The sequence below is a fragment of the Homoserinimonas sp. OAct 916 genome, from assembly GCF_003260275.1.
Lineage (GTDB): Bacteria > Actinomycetota > Actinomycetes > Actinomycetales > Microbacteriaceae > OACT-916.
Map to the genome: position 1 here is coordinate 63,345 of NZ_QJHB01000010.1, position 17,863 is coordinate 81,207.

The following is a 17,863-nucleotide window of genomic DNA, read 5'->3' on the forward strand; positions in this document are numbered from 1 at the left end:
TCCCCCTCAAGGAGCCCCAGTGGGCGGTAGATGAGGGAATGAATCGACTATTCCCTCGACTACTGCACGCTCGGGGGTGCGGGCGGGATCAGACGAGCAACTCGGCAGCGAGCAGCTCAAGCGTGCGCACCCGGCCGGGGGCGGCCTGTGCCGACTCGGCGGCATAGGCGGACGCCGACGGAGACACCATCACCTCATCAACGCCGAATCGTGATGCCAATTCACGCAGTCGGTCGGCTGCCGCCACAGGCTCATCAATGATCCAGCGTTCGATCATCCGGTCGATCATCTGCTGCTGCAGTTCGGTCATCGATGCCCGGGCGGCATCTTCAACGGTGTCGACCGCACTGAGCTGTTGGCCGGAGCGCAGCCGGGCCATCTGCTGCAATTGCGGCAGGGCCAGTGCGAGCGCCTCGGCCCGGGTGGGCGCCACAGACACATTCGCCGTCAAGAAGGTACGAGGTTCGGCCCACGCCTCGGACGGGGTGAATCCGGTGCGATACAGCTCGAGCGCACGCTCGGTGCCCTCACCGGAGAAGTGATGGGCGAACACATAGGGCAACCCGAGTGCCGCGGCCAGCTTCGCCGAATAGTCGCTGGAGCCGAGCAGCCACACGTCAGGCACACTGCCCGAACGCGGGGTGGCCTTGAGCAGGTAGTCCTGGCCTGAGGCGATACGCAACGAGGCTCCTTCAGGATGGAGCAACGCCCGGATGTCGCGAATGTGGTCCGGAAACTTGTCCACCTCGCTGGTGGTGCCGCTCTGTCTGAGGAACGCGGTGATCACCGGGTCGCTGCCCGGCGCCCGGCCAAGGCCCAGGTCGATTCTGCCGGGGAACGCCGCCTCGAGGAGGGCGAATTGCTCCGCCACCACCAGGGGCGAATGGTTCGGCAACATCACCCCGCCAGACCCGACCCGGATGCGGGCGGTCTGCGCCGCGATCAGGCCGATCAGCACCGGCGGGTTCGTGGCCGCCACCGACGGCATGTTGTGGTGCTCCGCCAACCAGTAGCGCGTGAAGCCGAGCTCGTCGGCGCGTTTCGCCAAGGCCACAGTGGCCTGCATGGCGTCGGCAGAAGTCTGGTTGCCACGAACCGGAATCAGGTCGAGTACCGACAGCGCGAGGGAGCCGGATCGCGACGTCGGGATGGAGTCTGGGGCGGACACGGGTTCGGAAGCAGGCACAGTAGTCATCCTCACCCTCAACCACGCACGGGCGGGGACTATTCCGGCACAGCGACCTGATCCGGTCGTGACGTCGAGACGATCGCTGCGGGCGGCATCGGCCAACGTAGAACGCAGCCGGGCTCACCGCGGGTTGAGCGACCCAACCACAGACGATCAGCTTCGCTGAAATCGCGACCGCCGCAGCCAAAAGTTCAGGATGAGAGGCTCGCGGGGGCTCAGAGCGGCCCGGCGACCCTGTGCTCCTGTAGCTTCACGCGCCTGCGGGGCTTCCGAAACCGCCCCGGTCGCGCGTCAGCTCTCTTTGACCGCGGTGAGCACCTGCGTCAACGAGTCCTTGGCATCGCCGAACAACAGCGACGTCTTCGGGTCGAAGAGCAGCTCGTTCTCGATTCCGGCGAACCCGGGCCGCATCGAACGCTTGAGGAAGACGATCTGGCCCGCATCCCCGACCTCGAGAATCGGCATGCCGTAGATCGGTGAGCCTGGCGTGGTCTTAGCGGCCGGGTTCACCACGTCGTTCGCGCCCACCACCAGCACCACATCGGTGGTTTTGAACTCGGGGTTCACCTCGGACATCTCTTTCAGCGACTCGTAGGGCACGTTCGCCTCGGCCAGCAGCACGTTCATGTGCCCGGGCATCCGGCCGGCCACAGGGTGGATGCCGAAGATCACCTCCACCCCGCGCGCCTCGAGCACTTGGGCCAACTCTGCGATCGTGTGCTGGCCCTGGGCGACGGCGAGGCCGTAGCCGGGCACGATCACCACCTTTTGCGCATAGGCGAGCAGCACACCGACGTCTTGCGCGGTCATCGACTTCACCGGGCGGTCGCTGATCGCGGTCGAGCCGGCCGTGGAGCCGCCACGGAACGCACCGAACATGGTGCCGACAACGCTGCGCCCCATCGCCTGGGCCATCACGCGGGTGAGGATCGTTCCGCTGGCACCGACCAGGGTTCCGGCGACGACCAGCAACACGTTGCCGAGCACCACACCGGATGCGGCGACTGCAAGGCCCGTGAACGCGTTCAGCAACGAGATCACGATCGGCACGTCGGCCCCGCCGACAGGGAACACCAGCAGCAACCCGGCAACCAGCCCGACTGCCAGCAGGATGCCGCCCCACATTCCGTCTCCGGTCGTCACGAGGAGGACAGCGATCGCCGCCGCCGCGGCCAGCACCAGCACCATCACCCAGCGCATGCCGGGGAAGATCAGCGGGCGCCCGCTGATGATGCCCTGCAGCTTCGCGACTGTCACGGCTGAACCGGAGAACGAGATTGCCCCCACCAACATGGTGAACACGATCGCGACCCGAATCCACGGGCTCGCGCTGTGCTCCTCGAGTTCGAGGAACGCCACCAGAGCAGCGGCACCGCCACCGACACCGTTGAAGGCACCGACCAGTTGCGGCATGGCGGTCATGTGAACCCGCCGGGCGACGGGCACCGCGATCAGCGATCCGAGCGCGATCGCGGCGAGAATCAGCGGGATATTCTCCATCTTCATCGAGAAGAAGAGGGTGAGCACGGCGAGAAGGGCACCGGCAGCACCGATCAGGTTGCCGCGGCGGGCGCTGCGGGGCGAACTGAGCCCCTTGAGCGCGAGGATGAAGCAGATGGCGGCCACCAGGTAGAGCAGGGCCGTCCATTCGGGGCTGAGCAGGTTCACTTCGTGTCACCCTTCGCGGCGGTCTCCGGTTGCCGTTCGGCGGTGGTCGTGGCTGGGGCCTTGCGGCCACGGAACATCTCGAGCATCCGGTCGGTGACAACGAATCCACCGACCAGGTTCGCGGTCGCGAGCACCACGGCGATCAACGCGACCGTCAGCAACCACGGGTCGCTGGCCTGCCCGGCGACGATGATCGCGCCGATCAGTACGATTCCGTGGATCGCGTTGGCACCCGAGAGCAACGGGGTGTGCAGGATGCTGGTCACCTTCGACACCACTTCGAAGCCGACGAACACCGACAATACGACAACCGTCAATAGGGTGACTGCATCCATCAGTCTCCCTCCAATGCCGCCGCGGTGGGCGCATGCCGAACCTGCCCGTCATGGGTCAGGCAGGTTCCGGCCACGAGTTCATCGTCAAAATCGGGGGCAACCTCGCCCTCGGCGGTCATCAACTCGATCAGGTTCGACACGTTCTTTGCATACAGCCGGGACGCATCAGTTGCCATGTCGGATGCAGCATCCTTCAACCCGTAGAGGGTGACTGCACCGTCGCCGACCGTGGTGGGCACCTGATGGTCCACACCCGGCAGAACGCCTTCGACATTGCCGCCGGTCTCGGCCGCAAGGTCGACGATCACCGAGCCGGGCCGCATGCCGGCGACCATCTCGGTGGTGACCAGCAGCGGAGCCGCCCGGCCGGGGATGGCCGCGGTCGTGATCAGAACGTCGGCGCCGGCCACGTGTGGGGTGAGCAGCTGCTGTTGCCTGAGTGCCCGGTCTTCGCTGAGTTCTCGGGCGTAGCCGCCCTGGCCCTCGACCGCATCGAGGTCGAGGTGTACGAAGGTTCCACCCATCGAGGTCACCTCGTCGGCGGACGCTGGCCGCACGTCGTAGGCCGACACACGGGCGCCCAGCCGCTTCGCGGTGCCGATCGCCTGAAGCCCGGCGACTCCGGCGCCGAGCACCAGCACCCGCGCCGGCGGAATGGTGCCGGCCGCGGTCATGTACAGCGGGAAGAAGCGTGAGAACCGGGTGGCCGCCTCGAGCACGGCCCGGTAGCCGGTGATCAGCGACTGGGAGGTGAGGGCGTCCATCGACTGGGCCCTCGAGATGCGCGGCACCAGTTCGAGAGCGAACGAGGTGATCCCGCCGGCGGCGAGCGCCTTCACGGTGGCCAGTTCGGTCGACGGCGATGCCAGTCCGACCGTGATGGCGCCTCGGTGCAGCTCGGCCACCTGCGCGGCGGTGAGCGGGCGCACGTGGCAGAGCACGTCGAGCACCGACAGGTCCACAGAGTTCTGAACGATGGCGCCGGCCTCCGTGTAGGCGGAGTCCGGAAGCCCCGCCTTCACCCCGGCGCCCGCTTCGACCAGAACCTCCAGCCCGGCCGCGATGAGTTGCTTCGCCGATTCCGGCGTGACCGCCACGCGGCGCTCACCGTCGACGCGTTCCGATAGCACGCCCACTTGCATGCGCGCCCCTCTCCCTGGGCCGGTCACGCCACGGACCTTGCCCGCTGCGGTACGGCGCTGATACTTCTTCGTCTTTGTAGCGTAGCCCCAGCCGGGCAGCCTTCCGGGGTTAGAACTCCTCGTGCGTGTCGGGGTCGCCGCCCCAGAGGCGGCCGGCCTCCAGCCCCGAGATCTCGTCGAGTTCTGCAGCCGTCAATTCGAAGCCGAAAACGTCGAGGTTCTGTCGCAGCCGGGAACCACTGCCCGACTTCGGGATCGGCACCGATCCCAGCTGGATGTGCCAGCGCAGCACAGCTTGGGCGGGGCTGACGTCGTGGGCGTGGCTGATGCGGCCGATCACCGGGTCGTCGAGCACACCATGGCCTGCCGACAGAGGGCTCCACGCCTGGGTGAGAATGCCGTGCGCGGCGTGGAAGGCCCGCAGCGCTTGCTGCCCGAACCGCGGATGCATCTCCACCTGGTTCACCGCGGGCACGATTCCGGTTTCATCCATCAGCCGGGTCAGGTGCGCTTCGGTGAAGTTGCTGACGCCGATCGAACGCACCAGACCCTCGTCACGCAGATTGACCAGCGCGTGCCAGCTCTCGACGAACAGGTCGAGCCTGGGCAGCGGCCAGTGGATCAGGTAGAGGTCGATGAAGTCGAGTCCGAGAGCCGTGCGCGACTGGTCGAATCCCTCCAGGGTCTTGTCGTAGCCGTGGTGGCGCCCAGCCAGCTTGGTGGTGATGAACAATTGTTCCCTGGGCAGTCCCGAGGCGCGAATGCCCTCCCCCACCTCCTGCTCGTTCTCATAGGCGGACGCGGTATCGATCAGGCGATAGCCGGCGTCGAGCGCCTGGGCCACTGCGGTGGTCCCCTCTTCACCGCGAAGCCGATAGCTGCCGAACCCGATCGCCGGGATGGAGTGGCCGTCATTCAGCGTTCTGCTCGGAATCGTCATGCTCCCATGATGCCCGTTGGCGTGCGTGCACCGTAACCCCAGCATCCACCCCTACGCTTGAAGGGTGAAAATGCAGCGGGAACCCGTCTACACCAGTGCGATCGTCGCCGGCCGCGGGTTGTTTGGATTCTGGCGGCTGAAACCCACAGTCGTGGGTGCGGGCCACATCCCGGACTCTGGCGGGGCCGTCTTCGCGATCACCCACTTCGGATACCTCGACTTCGCTCTTGTCGAGTGGGTCACCTGGCTGCACAACCGCCGCCGGGTTCGGTTTCTGGCGAAGAAGAGCGTGTTCGACAAACCGGTCGTCGGTTCACTGCTGCGGGGCATGCGGCACATCAGCGTCGACATGACAGCTGGCGCCGCCGCCTATCGAAACGCGGTCGATGCATTGGCACGCGGCGAACTGGTCGGTGTCTTCCCCGAGGCCGGCGTGAGCGCGTCATTCGACGTGCGCGCCCTCAAATCGGGAGCCGTGCGCCTTGCCCAGGAGGCGGGTGTGCCGATCATTCCGATCGCCGTCTGGGGCGGGCACCGCCTGCTCACGAAGAACCGAAAGATCCGCTTCCGGGAGCGATTCGGGATACCGGTGAGCTTCGCGTTCGGGGCACCCATCGTCGTCACCGAAGGCGCAGACGTCAAAACGGAGACCTCGCGCCTGCGAGAGACGCTGCAACGCCTGGTCGACAGGCTCCAGACCGACTACCCGGTCGACGGCACCGGGAAGTGGTGGCAGCCCCGGGCACGCGGCGGGACGGCACCCACTCCGGAGGAGGCCATGCAGGCTGATGCCGAGCGCGACCGACGCCGGGCCGAAGCGGCCTCCGGCGATTAGACGCGGTACGACTCCTGCACGCCTTGGGTTGCAGGCTGGGCAGTCGAGCAATGGGTGGGCGAACGCTGCGCCGGCGTACCCCGTCCGATCGGGCGCTGACCAATCACAACGATCGGTGATCTCGAGTCGATCCTCGTCCCGTAGATCCTTGAACCCGCGGATATCTTCATGATCCGACCAATTGCGGGGTTAAACGACTTCGGGCCGTTTCCCGGTGGGAAACGGCCCGAAGCGAAGAAGATCGCGTTGTCTTCGACGAGTGCTTAGCGGCGCAGTCCGAGTCGCTCGATCAGTGTGCGGTATCGAGTGATGTCGACATCCGACAGGTAACCGAGCAGACGGCGACGCTGGCCAACCAGCAGCAACAGCCCACGACGTGAGTGGTGGTCGTGCTTGTGCGATTTCAGGTGCTCGGTGAGATCCTTGATGCGCGTGGTCAACATCGCAATCTGGACCTCAGGGGAACCGGTGTCGCCTGGGTGGGTTGCAAACTCTTCGATGATCGCCTTCTTGACGTCTGGTTCGAGTGCCATAGATGGATCCCCTTTTCTTCTTGTTGCGCGGTGCCCGGCACCTTGTGTGTGGGCTCTCTTTATCCGCGGCCGTTAGACGGCAACCGAGTTATTCTAGCAGAGTCCTGGGGTTCACTCGCATGTGACGACAAGAACGGTCGGGGTAGCCTGAAAACGAGCCGCCCACTCAGCAGCCTGCGGCGCACGATCTCCAGGTTCCAGGTGACCCGATGGCAGAACAACGACATGATCCTCCGGCTCCTTCCCCGGCAGATCATCAGCCGCCGCAGCGGCGTGCGCGCGAACGTCGAACCGACCACAGGGCCGATCGCCCCGGACTGTCCGTGACCGGTTCCCGCGGGTGGTGGATAGTGGAGTCCGGCGCACCCTGGATTGCGATCATGCTGATCACCAGTGGTTTCCATTTCTTTCGGGGGGCAGCGGTTGACGGTGTGATCTTTCTGGTGGTCGCCCTGCCTCTGCTGGCGGACAGCACAGGAATGATTCCACCTGCCCGGTCTCGGCTCCATCTGCCGCACGGCCGGGTACTGTTCGCGCTTGCCATCGTGCTCGGCGTTCCGATGGTTCTCGCCCCTCGCTACAGTGCGACCGAAACACTCATTCTGTCTGCGCTCGGTGCGGTGATTCTCGTGGTGGTCTGGGCGGACCCACCTGCTGAACCGCACTCCGCGCGGGCTGCACGCATCCGAACCGACGGCGGTGCACGAAACTCGCACGCCGGGCGGCGGGCGGCCGTCTTGTGGATCATTCTGGGGCTAGTTCTGTGCCTGTGGGAGCTGTCCGCCTATTTTCTCGGTCGACCCTCGCCCGCAGCAGAGTACAACTTTCCGCCGCTGTCCGACCTCGTCGGCCCGATGCTCGACAGCCTGGTCGGCCGCACCCTGTTGGTCGCTGCCTGGATTCTCGGCGGAATCGCCCTGTTGCGTCGAGGGAGGAGCACATGATTCGGATGATCACGATTCTCGGCTTCTTTCTCGAAGGAGTATTCGCCCTGATCCTGGTGGCTTGGTCGAGGCTCAACTCGGCCAGTCTGGCCACGTTCGGCAGTCTTCTGGACCAGGTGATGCGCCGGCGAGCAGCCCGGGTCACCCTGGTCGTGTTCTGGTGGTGGTTGGCCTGGCACTTCCTGGTCGTACCGCCAGGGGTCTGAGCAGCACGTGCCGGCGTGATTCACCCCTGTGGGGCCGGCGAGCCGGTGGCACGACCCGGTGCTGACTAGGCTGAAGCCTGATCCGGCGAGCCAACCCTGGGAGAGCACATGACGTCACCTGGCCCAACCCTGTTGGAGCGACTCGAGCGCGGCATCGGCGCACCGTTCGCGCGCGTCGATGCCACCGAGATCTCCGACCTCGTCGCCGACAAGTGGGGATTGCAGCCGACAGCAGTGAGCCGTATCGACACCGAGCGCGACGACACCTTTATCGTTGAGGTCTCCGACACGTCGTTCTTGCTGAAGGTCTCCCACCCCGATGACGACCCGATCGACATCGACCTGCAGTCCGAAGCGATGGCCCACGTTCTGGCCCGCGACCCCGCGATCCCTGTGCAACAGATCATCGAGACGGTGCATGGCGGCACCTCCACCCAGAGTCACGGCCGCATTGTTCGCCTGTGCACCTTCCTTCCGGGCGCACTTCTGAACGACGTCGGCGCGACCACCGGTCAGTTGCAGGCCAGTGGGCGCATGCTCGCACGCCTGACTCGCGCGCTGCACGACTTCGAGCATCCGGCCGCCGACCGCTACCTGCCGTGGGACCTGCAACACGTCGACGAGTTCGATGCGCTGTTGCCCCTGGTCGATCCCGAGCGCCAGCGGCCACTCGAACGGGTTCTCGACCACCTGCGGGCTGAGACACTCCCTGCCCTGAAACTCACCCGGCAGCAGGTCGTGCACAACGACTTCCACGGCGGCAACCTCATCGCCGACCCCGGCTCCGAGAAGTTCATCACCGGCATCCTCGATTTCGGCGACACGGTGCGCAGCTACCTGGCCGCCGACCTCGCCGTCGCCATGTCGTACGCCGACATGTATGCCGTGAATGACAATCCGGATGGCCGGGCGACCGACCCGTGGGCCGCGGCATCCGCGCTGCTGATCGGATACAGCCAGGTAATCGGACTCACGGTCGACGAGTTGGGCCTGATCCCTGACCTCGTGCTGGGGCGGCTCGCCCAGCGCATGCTGCTGGCCTCGTGGTGGGGGGCGCACGCCCCGCAGAACGCCGCGTACACAGGCCGCAATCTGGAGGTCACCTGGCGACAGTTCTGCGATCTGAGCGCCGCGCGGCCCCGGTAGGCGGCCCCGGTAGGCGCCCCCGTCAGGCACGGACCGGTCGCGCCGACCGTGTCAGGGTTGCCGCCTGGCCATCACCGTCGGACCAATCTTTGGCGGCGGTGTGCGGGTGCCGGTCACCAGCCAGCCCACGGCCTCCAGCCCCAGCAGCACCAGTTGCCCGAGAAAGCCCGCCACCATGAAGGGTGCGAGGAACGCGCCGCAGTAGGTCACGACCAGGAAGGCCATCGCATCGCGCCACCAGACGAGACCAGTAGCAGCAGGCAACGCCAACAGCGCGAGCATCCACAACGGGAACCCACGTTCGGAGCCGCCCCCACCGATCGCCAGCGCCACAACCGCATACAGCAGCAGCACCCCAATGATCGCGTGCATTGTCATCACGATCGCCTGCCACCGTCGGAACTCCCAGAACTTCTGGATGGCGACCGCCGCCCACATGATCCACGATCGGGTCGCCGAGATCGAACTCTCGATCAACGCGATCCGGAACAGGTGATCCGCACCCCTCCGGCGGCCCAGGCGCGTGGCCGGGTCGCCGTGACGGGCCTCATCGCTCAAGTGGTCGTGCAGCAGTGCGGCGCTGGTCTGCCGCCCGTAGCTGGCGATCAGACCCCAGAGGACGGTGGGCACCGAGGCCAGGTCGGTCTGGTTGTCTCCGACCGCCGGGCGATCCGGATCATGGGCCGGGATCTGAACGCGTTCTGATTCCGGACGCCCGACCTCGAGAAAGCTGATCGGTTCCAGCAGCTGAAAGTGCCGAGGGGCCCTTTGCAACAGGTAGATCCGGTCAAGGGGCTGGCCGTGCTCGTCAAAGAATGGCATCGTGAGTCCATGATGCCCTGCCAGATCCTTCCGCCCTACCTCCTGGAGAAGATCGCCGCCTGCGAGCGCCCCGAAATGGCGCACGCGGCGACGGCGGCACGCAGGTCGCTGGTGCACGACGCCCCGTTGCGTCGACTGGGCGACCGCTCGCTGGCCACCGACCAGCCGTCACCGGTGCCACGGATTGCCGACCCTGCCATGCCTGTCGAATCCGGCCCAGCGCCCACGGTCGACCGAACAGTATCGGATGCCGAGGGGTCCGAAAACCTGCCGGGCAAAATCGTGCGCACCGAAGGTGGCCCGGTCACCGCCGACAGTGCAGTCACCGAGGCCTATGACGGGCTCGGCGACACCTGGCGCCTGTACTGGGAGGCGTATGGTCGAAACTCGGTCGACGGCCGGGGGCTGCCGCTGGATGCGACCGTGCACTACGGGCAGGACTACGACAACGCGTTCTGGAACGGGCGTCGCATGGTTTTCGGCGACGGCGACGGCCAGTTGTTCAACCGGTTCACGATTTCGCCGAGCGTCGTCGGCCACGAACTCACCCACGGGGTGACCCAGTACACCGCGAACCTGGTCTACCAGGGCCAGTCGGGCGCCCTGAACGAGTCGGTCTCGGACGTCTTCGGGGCACTGGTCGAACAGTTCGCCAGGGGCCAAAGAGCGAATGAGGCGAGTTGGCTGATCGGCGAGGGCCTGTTCACCGCGCAGGTGCACGGAGTGGCGCTGCGCTCGATGAAGGCGCCGGGCACCGCGTACGACGACCCGGTGTTGGGCAAGGACCCGCAGCCGGCAGACATGGCAGGTTTCGTCACAACCGATTCGGATGCTGGCGGCGTACACCTGAACTCGGGCATTCCGAACCATGCGTTCTACCTGGCGGCTAGCACTCTCGGCGGGTACGCCTGGGAGGCTGCGGGGCAGATCTGGTACGACACCCTCACCGGCGGCCTCGCAGCCACCAGCGACTTCGCCGCCTTCGCACAAGCCACAGCACGGGCCGCGGAAGCCCGCTTCGGAGGTTCCTCGGCCGAACACGCGGCCGTGCTGGGTGCTTGGAAAACGGTGGGGGTGCTGCCGGGGTGAGCCGGCAGTAGCATCACGGTATGAAGGTTTATGTTTCTCGTGTGGGCGGAGTGGCCGGCATCCGGCTCACCTGGCAGGTGCGGGTCGATGACCAGCCCGATGCCGACAGTTGGTGGCGGCTGCTCGAGGACCTGCCATGGCAGAGTGCGCCGAGCGGGCCGGTCCAGCCCGACCGATTCTGTTACGAGATCAAGGCGGAGCCGCACGAGGCGGTCATCGCCGAGAATGAACTCGACGGTCCCTGGCGGGAATTGGTCGACCGTGTTCAGAGGGCCGACACAGATTCGCGCTGATGGCCGACCCCACCAGTTACTTCACCGGCGCTCAGCGCAACCTGCTGCCTGAGAAGACCCGAGACCTCATCGGGCGGCGCGAACACGCCCTCGGTTCGGCCTACCGCCTGTTCTACGAACAGCCGATCGAGTTCGTGCGCGGTTCAGGGACAAAGCTCTACGATGCCGACGGCGTTGAATACCTTGACGTCTACAACAACGTTCAAAGTGTCGGCCACGCCCACCCACGGGTCACGGCCGCGATCAGCGACCAGTCCGCCCTGCTGAACACGCACACCCGGTACCTGCACCGCGGCATCGTCGACTATTCGGAGCAGTTGCTGGCAACCATGCCCGCCGTGCTCGACACCGTGATGTACGCCTGCACCGGCTCCGAGGCCAACGATCTGGCCCTGCGGCTGGCCAAACACGCGACCGGCCGCCGCGGCGTCATTGTCACCGCCAACGCGTATCACGGCACCAGCACCGAGGTCGCCGCGATCTCGCCGTCTCTGGGAGGGACGGCCAGCGTCGCGGACTGGGTGCGGATCGTTCCGGCCCCGTGGGGCGACGGCGTCGGCTGGGCTGATCAGATCAACGACGCGATCGCGTCGCTGGATGCGGCCGGCCACGGGCTGGCAGCGCTGATAACCGACACCATCTTCTCCTCCGACGGGGTGTTGCCAGGCGGGCCTGCCGGGTTCCTCCGCCCGGCAGTTGATGCAGCGCACGCCGCCGGCGGCCTGTTCATCGCCGACGAGGTGCAGGCGGGTTTCGGCCGGCTGGGAGCGGGCATGTGGGGGTTTGCCCGGCACGAAGTCGTGCCTGATCTCGTCACCCTGGGCAAACCGATGGGCAACGGCTACCCGGTCGCCGCCGTCGTTGCGCACAAAGCAATCGTGGATGCGTTCGGGCACGACGTTCGGTACTTCAACACCTTCGGAGGCAGCCCCGTGCAGATTGCTGCCGCACAGGCCACCTTCGATGTGCTGCGCGACGAGGCTCTGATCGACAATGCGCGGCGGGTCGGCGGCTACCTCGTCGACGGCATTCTCGAGGTCGCAGGCGGCCACGACGCGAACGTCGCCGTGCGGGGCGCCGGTTTGTTCATCGGTGTCGACCTCTGCACCCCCGCCGGCGCTCCCGACGGCGACAGGGCGATCGCCGTGGTGAACGAACTGCGGGCCAGACGGGTGTTGATCAGTGCATCAGGGTTGCACAACAATGTGCTGAAGGTCAGGCCACCGTTGCCGTTCTCGGCCTCCGACGCCGATCGTTTCCTCACCGAGTTGGATGGCGCCCTGTCAGCGGTCTGAGCCCAGGTGAGACCAGGCGAGTTCGGCGAGCGCCGCAGCCTGGTCGGCGAGCACCTCATCGTCGAACAGCACCCGAGGTGAGTGGTTGTATTCCGCGGTCGCCGGGTCGACCTCCGGCGGGCTGGCCATCAGAAAGATGAACGTGCCCGGCACCTCCTGGAGCACGAACGAGAAGTCCTCCGACCCCATCACCGGTTGTTCTGCACGTTGCACGCGGTTCTCACCGAACACACCGCGCAGGTGACTGATTGCGGCCTCCGTCTCGACGGCGTGGTTGACGGTGACCGGATATTGAGTGATGAACGTGGTCGTGGCGGTGCAGCCATGGGCGGCCGCGATCGATTCGACGAAGTCGGGCAGTTCTTCGCGCAACTGTGCATGCGTCGCGGCGGAGAGTGTGCGCACGGTGGCCCCCAGCGACGCTCTGTCGGGGATCACGTTGGACGCAGCGCCGGCAGCGAGCTGCGTGACGGTGAGCACAATCGGGTCGAAGACGTCGAACCGACGGGTGACATAGGTCTGCAGCGCGGTGACCAGCTCGGCCACCACCGGAACCGGATCGCGGGACATCTGCGGTTTCGACCCGTGCCCACCCGCCCCGTGCACGATCACCTGCAGCTCGTTCGCCCCCGCCATGATGGTGCCGGGTCGAGTGGTGAAGACCCCGCGCGGACCAGGCACGACATGGATCGCGTAGGCTGCTGCGGGTTTCTCACCGCTGGCGTCCAGCAGCCCCTCGTCGAGCATGACCTTCGCCCCGCCGTCACCCTCTTCGCCCGGTTGGAACATGAACACCACGTTCCCGGCGAGCGATTGCCTGCGCGCGGCCAGCAGTCGGGCGGCACCGACCAGGCCGGCCACATGCAGGTCGTGCCCGCAGGCATGCATGTTCTGATTGGTGGATGCATACTCGAGGCCGGTCAACTCGACAACCGGCAACGCGTCCATGTCCCCGCGCAGCAGCACCGTCGGGCCGGGCCGGGCTCCGCGAAGCACGGCGGTGACCGACGTCGTTCCAGAACCCAGCGTGATCTCCAGCTCGAGTCCGTCGAGCGCATCCAGAACGGCGGCCTGGGTTTCAGGCAACACGAGTCCGACCTCCGGCGCTCCATGCAACAGGCGCCGGAGGGCGACCAACTCGGGCAGAATTTCGGTGGCCTCGTCTACGAACGTCATGGTGATCCTCGCCTCTGGGGCCGGCCCACCGCCGCTGGCGGCCGGTCAGATCAGCTTACGCCGAGCAGGTCGATCACGAAGATCAAGGTCTTGCCGGAAAGCTGGTGCCCACCGCCGGCGGGACCGTAGGCCAGCTGTGGCGGGCAGACCAACTTGCGGCGACCACCGACCTTCATGCCGGGGATGCCCTCCTGCCAGCCGGCGATCAAGCTGCGAAGCGGAAAGTTGATCGACTGGCCACGGCTCCAACTCGAATCGAACTCCTCGCCCGAGGAGTACTCGACACCCAGGTAGTGCACGTCCACCGTGGAACCGGCTTGTGCCTCGGCACCGTCGCCGACCGTGATGTCGGTGACCTCGAGCTGGTCGGGGGCGGGCCCGGTGGGGGCGTCGATCTCTGGCTTCTGTGAATTAGTCATTCGACCATCCAACACGAAAAAGGCGGCTCGTCAAAGTTGGGCCGGGCTTTCGCAGGCAGAGTGCCCGAATTCTAGATGACTCCCATGGCGAGCATGGCATCGGCGACCCGGGTGAAGCCGGCGACATTGGCGCCGAGCACGTAGTTGCCCGGCTCCCCGTATTCTTCGGCGGCCCGGGCGCACCGCTCGTGGATGCCCGCCATGATCGCCTCTAGCTTCGACTCGGTGAGCTCGAACGACCAGGAGTCCCTGGATGCGTTCTGCTGCATCTCCAGCGCTGATGTTGCCACGCCGCCCGCGTTGACCGCCTTGGCCGGGCCGAACAACACATTCGAGTTCTGGAACACGTGCAGCGCTTCCGGGGTGGAGGGCATGTTGGCGCCCTCTGCGATTGCGAGCACTCCCCCGTCGACCAGTGCGCGAGCATCCGCCTCGTCGATCTCATTCTGGATCGCGCACGGCAGGGCAACGTCGACGCGGGTGGACGCGGCCAGTTGCCAGATACTGGAACCGGCCCGGAACTCGGCTGAGCGCCCGCGTCGTTCGGCGTAGTCCGAGACGCGCCCCCGATCGACCTCTTTCACCTCGCACAGCAGATCCAGGTCGATGCCGTCGGAATCGTAGACGACCCCGCTCGAATCGGAGGTGGCGATCACGGTGCCGCCCAACTGGTGAACCTTCTCGATCGCGTACAACGCCACATTGCCGGAACCGGAGACCAGCACCCGCGTGCCGTCGAGGTCCTGGCCGCGCTCGGCGAGCATCCGCTCGGTGAAGAAGACCGTGCCGTAGCCGGTGGCCTCGGGACGCGCCCGCGAACCGCCCCAGCCGACACCCTTGCCGGTGAGAACGCCCGATTCGTATTGGTTGGTGATGCGCTTGTACTGACCGAACAGGTAGCCGATCTCACGCGGGCCCACGCCGACGTCACCGGCGGGGACATCACGATACTCACCGATGTGCCGGTACAGCTCCGTCATGAACGACTGGCAGAACCGCATCACCTCGGCGTCGGACTTGCCCTTCGGGTCGAAGTCGCTGCCGCCTTTCCCGCCGCCGATCGGCAAACCTGTCAGCGCATTCTTGAAGATCTGCTCGAACCCGAGGAACTTCACTGTGCCGAGAGTCACCGACGGCTGGAACCGGAGGCCTCCCTTGTACGGCCCCAGTGCCGAGTTGTACTGCACCCGGAAGCCGCGGTTGATCTGCACGACGCCGGCGTCATCGACCCACGGCACCCGGAAGATGATCTGCCGTTCCGGTTCGCACAGTCGCTCGACAATGGACTCGTCCAGATAGTGCGGGTTTCGCTCGACCACCCGGCCGAGCGACTCGAACACCTCGCCGACCGCCTGGTGAAACTCGAGCTCCCCCGCGTTACGGCGCAGAACCTCTTCGTAGATCGGCTGAAGGCTCTCACTGATCACAGGCATGCGAAGTCACTCTCTCATTGGGTTTCGCGCTTCACACGGTGAGCAGATGAAGTCGCTGGGTGGGTCGGGTCATGGCGACGTACAGTGCTGCCGCCCCCCTGACTTCATTGGCGAGGATACGATCCGTGTCCACCACAATAACCGAATCGAACTCGAGCCCTTTGGCCTCGCGGGGTGTGAGCACCGAGATCGAGTGGCTCAGGCCGAGGGAGGACTGAGCCACTTCGGTGCCGAAATGGGCTGCCAGTGCGGCCTTGATCGCGTCGATATGTTCCGCCGGCGCGATCACGGCGCAGGTTCCGTTGGCGTCGATGTCTCGGTCCCTGGTCACCGCGGCCACCGTGTCGGCCGCCACATCGGCACCGGCGGTGGTGCGCCGCACGGGCCACTGGCTCTCGCGCACGGCGCGGGAGAATGTGACCGGCAGCCCGTGCGCCACCGCCATCTCCTCGGCGGCGCGCGAGACCTGCGCAGGCGTGCGGTAGTTCACCGTGAGTTCTTCGAGCCGCCAGCGGTCAGCAAACAGCGGGTCCAACATTTCTTCCCAGCTGGTCGCCCCTGCAGCAGAGCCGGCCTGGGCGACGTCGCCGACGATGGTGAATGACCTCGACGGGCAACGCCGGATCAGCGCCCGCCATTGCATGTGGGAGAGTTCCTGCGCCTCATCCACCACGATATGCCCATAGGTCCAGCCGCGGTCCTGCCCCGCCTGCTCGGCGATCGTGCCCCGGTCGACGGTTTCGGCGAATCCGGCGGCCAGGTCTTCGGCGTTGACCAGGCCTTCAACACCCATGTTCACGATCGCCTGCTCGGCGTTCTCCACGTCGCGTCGGTGTTGCTGACCCGCCTGGCGCGAACGAGCATCGGTCGCCTCGTTGTACTCGCCGAGGTGAACGGCTGCCTCGTCGAGCAGGGCCACATCGTCCACTGTGAACTTCGAGCCGCGAGCGCGCCGAAGAAGTGCGCGCTCCTCGCTCGTCCACGTGGGGGTCAGGGATGCGAACCACTGCGGTCGGGCGAACAGGTCCTCGATGAACTTCTCCGGGGTGAGCGGCATCCAGGCCGTGTTCAGCGCGACCCGCACGTCAAAGGAGGAGCGCACGTCTTCCCGCAGCATTCGCTCATCCTCCTCATCGACGGTCGAACCCCGGCGACGCAGGTGATCGGCCAGTTGAGCGGTGAGCTGCGCGATCGCCTGTTTGACGAAAGTGACCCTGGCCCTGTTGTGCGGCTTCCCGCTGCGTTGCGCCCGGGTGATCGCCTGCTCGACCGTGCCTGGATCGAGGATGATCGTCTCCCCGTTGATCGTGAGGGGTTGCGGTTCGGCCGGAACTCGCCGCCTCGACCTCACGCCTCGTGCGATCACTTCGGCCATCCGAGCCGAACCTTTGAGCGCAGAAACCGCTGGGTCGTCTTCGGTGGCTGTCTCAACGCCGGGATGGAGCCCGCCCACCGTTTGCAGGACCACGCCGGTCTCCCCCAACGACGGCAGCACCTGCTCGATGTATTGCAGAAACGACCGGCTCGGGCCGACCACCAGCACACCGGAGGAGCTCAACTGGGCGCGGTGCGAATAGAGCAGGTAGGCGGCGCGGTGCAGCGCGACGGCCGTCTTACCCGTGCCTGGCCCGCCCTGCACGACGAGCGCACCGCGCAACTCGGAGCGGATGATCCGGTCCTGCTCGGCCTGGATCGTCGAGACGATGTCGTGCATACGGCCGGTGCGACTCGCCGAGATCGCCGCCATCAACGCGGCCTCACCCTGCAGTTCGTCGGGGTCGGTTTCGTACAGGGCCGCATCGAAGATCTCGTCATCGATGCGGATGACCTCGCGGCCGCGCGTGGTCAGGTGCCGGCGGGCCCGTGCACCCATGGGGGTCGCCGCGGTCGCCTGATAGAACGCACTGGCCTGCGGGGCGCGCCAGTCCAGCAGCATGGAGTTCTGTTGCTCGTCGCGCAAGCCGATCCGGCCGACGTAGCGAAAGCGTGGGTTCGGCTCGGAATCGTCGGTGAGGGCGTCCTCGTCATCAGGCGCGGCAAGTTCGAGTCTTCCGAAGGCCAGCCGGTCGTGAACATCGCGCAATTGCAGGATGCGGTCCTCATAGAGCCTGGCGTACGCGTCTCGCTCCGAACGGTGCTGGTGGCTGCCGCCGACATCCTGTGCCCGCACCTCGGTCAGCAGCTGTTCGGCCTGCTCGCGCAACTCGTCCAAACGGGCATAGAGCACCCGCATATGCTCGCGTTCGCGAGCCAGTTCCAGATCTACAGTCACATGGCACCCCCAAGAATTTCCAGCGCCCTAGTTTACTCCGTCGTCCGCGGCGGCCCGAAAACCTCCCACCCCAGATCGCGCCAAGTTGAACACTTCGCGCCGGTTCAAGCGGGCGCGAAGTGCTCT

The 17,863-nt window shown here is 66.2% G+C and carries 19 protein-coding genes; 8 read left to right on the plus strand and 11 right to left on the minus strand.

Translation table 11 applies throughout. From position 1 onward, the window contains the following. Positions 1–88: 88 nt before the first annotated feature. The 5 genes from DL891_RS12680 to DL891_RS12700 all read right to left on the minus strand — a co-directional run bounded on the left by DL891_RS12680 (position 89) and on the right by DL891_RS12700 (position 5,274). Complete coding sequence (locus tag DL891_RS12680) at positions 89–1,186, minus strand: LLM class flavin-dependent oxidoreductase (RefSeq protein WP_232819159.1); 1,098 nt, start codon at positions 1,184–1,186, stop codon at positions 89–91. 294 nt (positions 1,187–1,480) lie between these two features. Then, positions 1,481–2,857, minus strand: a complete 1,377-nt coding sequence (locus DL891_RS12685) for an NAD(P)(+) transhydrogenase (Re/Si-specific) subunit beta (protein WP_111720808.1) — start codon at positions 2,855–2,857, stop codon at positions 1,481–1,483. Further along, positions 2,854–3,192 (minus strand): NAD(P) transhydrogenase subunit alpha, encoded by a 339-nt coding sequence (locus DL891_RS12690; protein ID WP_111720809.1) that lies wholly within the window; start codon positions 3,190–3,192, stop codon positions 2,854–2,856. Before DL891_RS12690 ends, DL891_RS12685 begins: the two co-directional genes overlap by 4 nt. Further along, entirely contained in the window at positions 3,192–4,334 is a 1,143-nt protein-coding gene (locus DL891_RS12695) for a Re/Si-specific NAD(P)(+) transhydrogenase subunit alpha (protein WP_111720810.1), read from the minus strand. Before DL891_RS12695 ends, DL891_RS12690 begins: the two co-directional genes overlap by 1 nt. A gap of 109 nt (positions 4,335–4,443) precedes the next feature. Next, the gene (locus DL891_RS12700) at positions 4,444–5,274 is read right to left on the minus strand and encodes an aldo/keto reductase (protein WP_111720811.1); all 831 of its coding nucleotides are present in this window, start codon (positions 5,272–5,274) and stop codon (positions 4,444–4,446) included. A gap of 70 nt (positions 5,275–5,344) precedes the next feature. Here DL891_RS12700 and DL891_RS12705 point away from each other — a divergent pair, with 70 nt between their 5' ends. Further along, the gene (locus DL891_RS12705; RefSeq protein ID WP_111720812.1) at positions 5,345–6,109 is read left to right on the plus strand and encodes a 1-acyl-sn-glycerol-3-phosphate acyltransferase; all 765 of its coding nucleotides are present in this window, start codon (positions 5,345–5,347) and stop codon (positions 6,107–6,109) included. 263 nt (positions 6,110–6,372) lie between these two features. On the opposite strand, the gene rpsO is transcribed toward DL891_RS12705, so the two are convergent. Beyond that, a complete protein-coding gene (gene rpsO, locus DL891_RS12710; RefSeq protein ID WP_111720813.1) occupies positions 6,373–6,642 on the minus strand; it encodes a 30S ribosomal protein S15 in 270 nt (89 codons plus the stop codon). A gap of 201 nt (positions 6,643–6,843) precedes the next feature. Here rpsO and DL891_RS17700 point away from each other — a divergent pair, with 201 nt between their 5' ends. The 4 genes from DL891_RS17700 to DL891_RS12725 all read left to right on the plus strand — a co-directional run bounded on the left by DL891_RS17700 (position 6,844) and on the right by DL891_RS12725 (position 8,938). Next, positions 6,844–6,969 (plus strand): hypothetical protein, encoded by a 126-nt coding sequence (locus DL891_RS17700; RefSeq protein WP_255563097.1) that lies wholly within the window; start codon positions 6,844–6,846, stop codon positions 6,967–6,969. A 53-nt stretch (positions 6,970–7,022) separates the two neighbouring features. Then, a complete protein-coding gene (locus DL891_RS12715; protein WP_157962495.1) occupies positions 7,023–7,586 on the plus strand; it encodes a hypothetical protein in 564 nt (187 codons plus the stop codon). Beyond that, positions 7,583–7,792 (plus strand): DUF6186 family protein, encoded by a 210-nt coding sequence (locus DL891_RS12720; RefSeq protein ID WP_111720815.1) that lies wholly within the window; start codon positions 7,583–7,585, stop codon positions 7,790–7,792. Before DL891_RS12715 ends, DL891_RS12720 begins: the two co-directional genes overlap by 4 nt. 108 nt (positions 7,793–7,900) lie before the next feature. Further along, positions 7,901–8,938: a phosphotransferase gene (locus tag DL891_RS12725; protein ID WP_111720816.1), complete on the plus strand. Its 1,038-nt coding sequence runs from the start codon at positions 7,901–7,903 to the stop codon at positions 8,936–8,938. A 51-nt stretch (positions 8,939–8,989) separates the two neighbouring features. Here DL891_RS12725 and DL891_RS12730 read toward each other — a convergent pair whose 3' ends face one another. Continuing rightward, a complete protein-coding gene (locus DL891_RS12730) occupies positions 8,990–9,760 on the minus strand; it encodes a DUF1353 domain-containing protein (RefSeq protein ID WP_111720817.1) in 771 nt (256 codons plus the stop codon). A gap of 12 nt (positions 9,761–9,772) precedes the next feature. On the opposite strand from DL891_RS12730, the gene DL891_RS12735 reads away from it, so the two are divergent. The 3 genes from DL891_RS12735 to DL891_RS12745 are packed head-to-tail and all read left to right on the plus strand — an operon-like array spanning position 9,773 to position 12,437. Next, positions 9,773–10,849, plus strand: coding sequence for a M4 family metallopeptidase (locus DL891_RS12735; RefSeq protein WP_111720918.1), 1,077 nt, complete (start codon positions 9,773–9,775; stop codon positions 10,847–10,849). 20 nt (positions 10,850–10,869) lie between these two features. Continuing rightward, positions 10,870–11,142 (plus strand): protealysin inhibitor emfourin, encoded by a 273-nt coding sequence (locus tag DL891_RS12740; protein WP_111720818.1) that lies wholly within the window; start codon positions 10,870–10,872, stop codon positions 11,140–11,142. Further along, positions 11,142–12,437, plus strand: a complete 1,296-nt coding sequence (locus DL891_RS12745) for an aspartate aminotransferase family protein (RefSeq protein ID WP_111720819.1) — start codon at positions 11,142–11,144, stop codon at positions 12,435–12,437. The genes DL891_RS12740 and DL891_RS12745 overlap by 1 nt, the downstream gene beginning before the upstream one ends. Here the strand turns inward: DL891_RS12745 and DL891_RS12750 are convergent. The 4 genes from DL891_RS12750 to DL891_RS12765 all read right to left on the minus strand — a co-directional run bounded on the left by DL891_RS12750 (position 12,426) and on the right by DL891_RS12765 (position 17,698). Further along, entirely contained in the window at positions 12,426–13,613 is a 1,188-nt protein-coding gene (locus tag DL891_RS12750) for a M20 family metallopeptidase (RefSeq protein ID WP_111720820.1), read from the minus strand. The genes DL891_RS12745 and DL891_RS12750 overlap by 12 nt on opposite strands. A gap of 50 nt (positions 13,614–13,663) precedes the next feature. Next, positions 13,664–14,032, minus strand: a complete 369-nt coding sequence (locus DL891_RS12755; protein ID WP_111720821.1) for an FKBP-type peptidyl-prolyl cis-trans isomerase — start codon at positions 14,030–14,032, stop codon at positions 13,664–13,666. Between the two features lie 71 nt (positions 14,033–14,103). Then, positions 14,104–15,456 (minus strand): NADP-specific glutamate dehydrogenase, encoded by a 1,353-nt coding sequence (gene gdhA, locus DL891_RS12760; RefSeq protein ID WP_198668899.1) that lies wholly within the window; start codon positions 15,454–15,456, stop codon positions 14,104–14,106. Between the two features lie 40 nt (positions 15,457–15,496). Further along, entirely contained in the window at positions 15,497–17,698 is a 2,202-nt protein-coding gene (locus tag DL891_RS12765) for a UvrD-helicase domain-containing protein (RefSeq protein ID WP_111720823.1), read from the minus strand. Between the last annotated feature and the right edge of the window lie 165 nt (positions 17,699–17,863).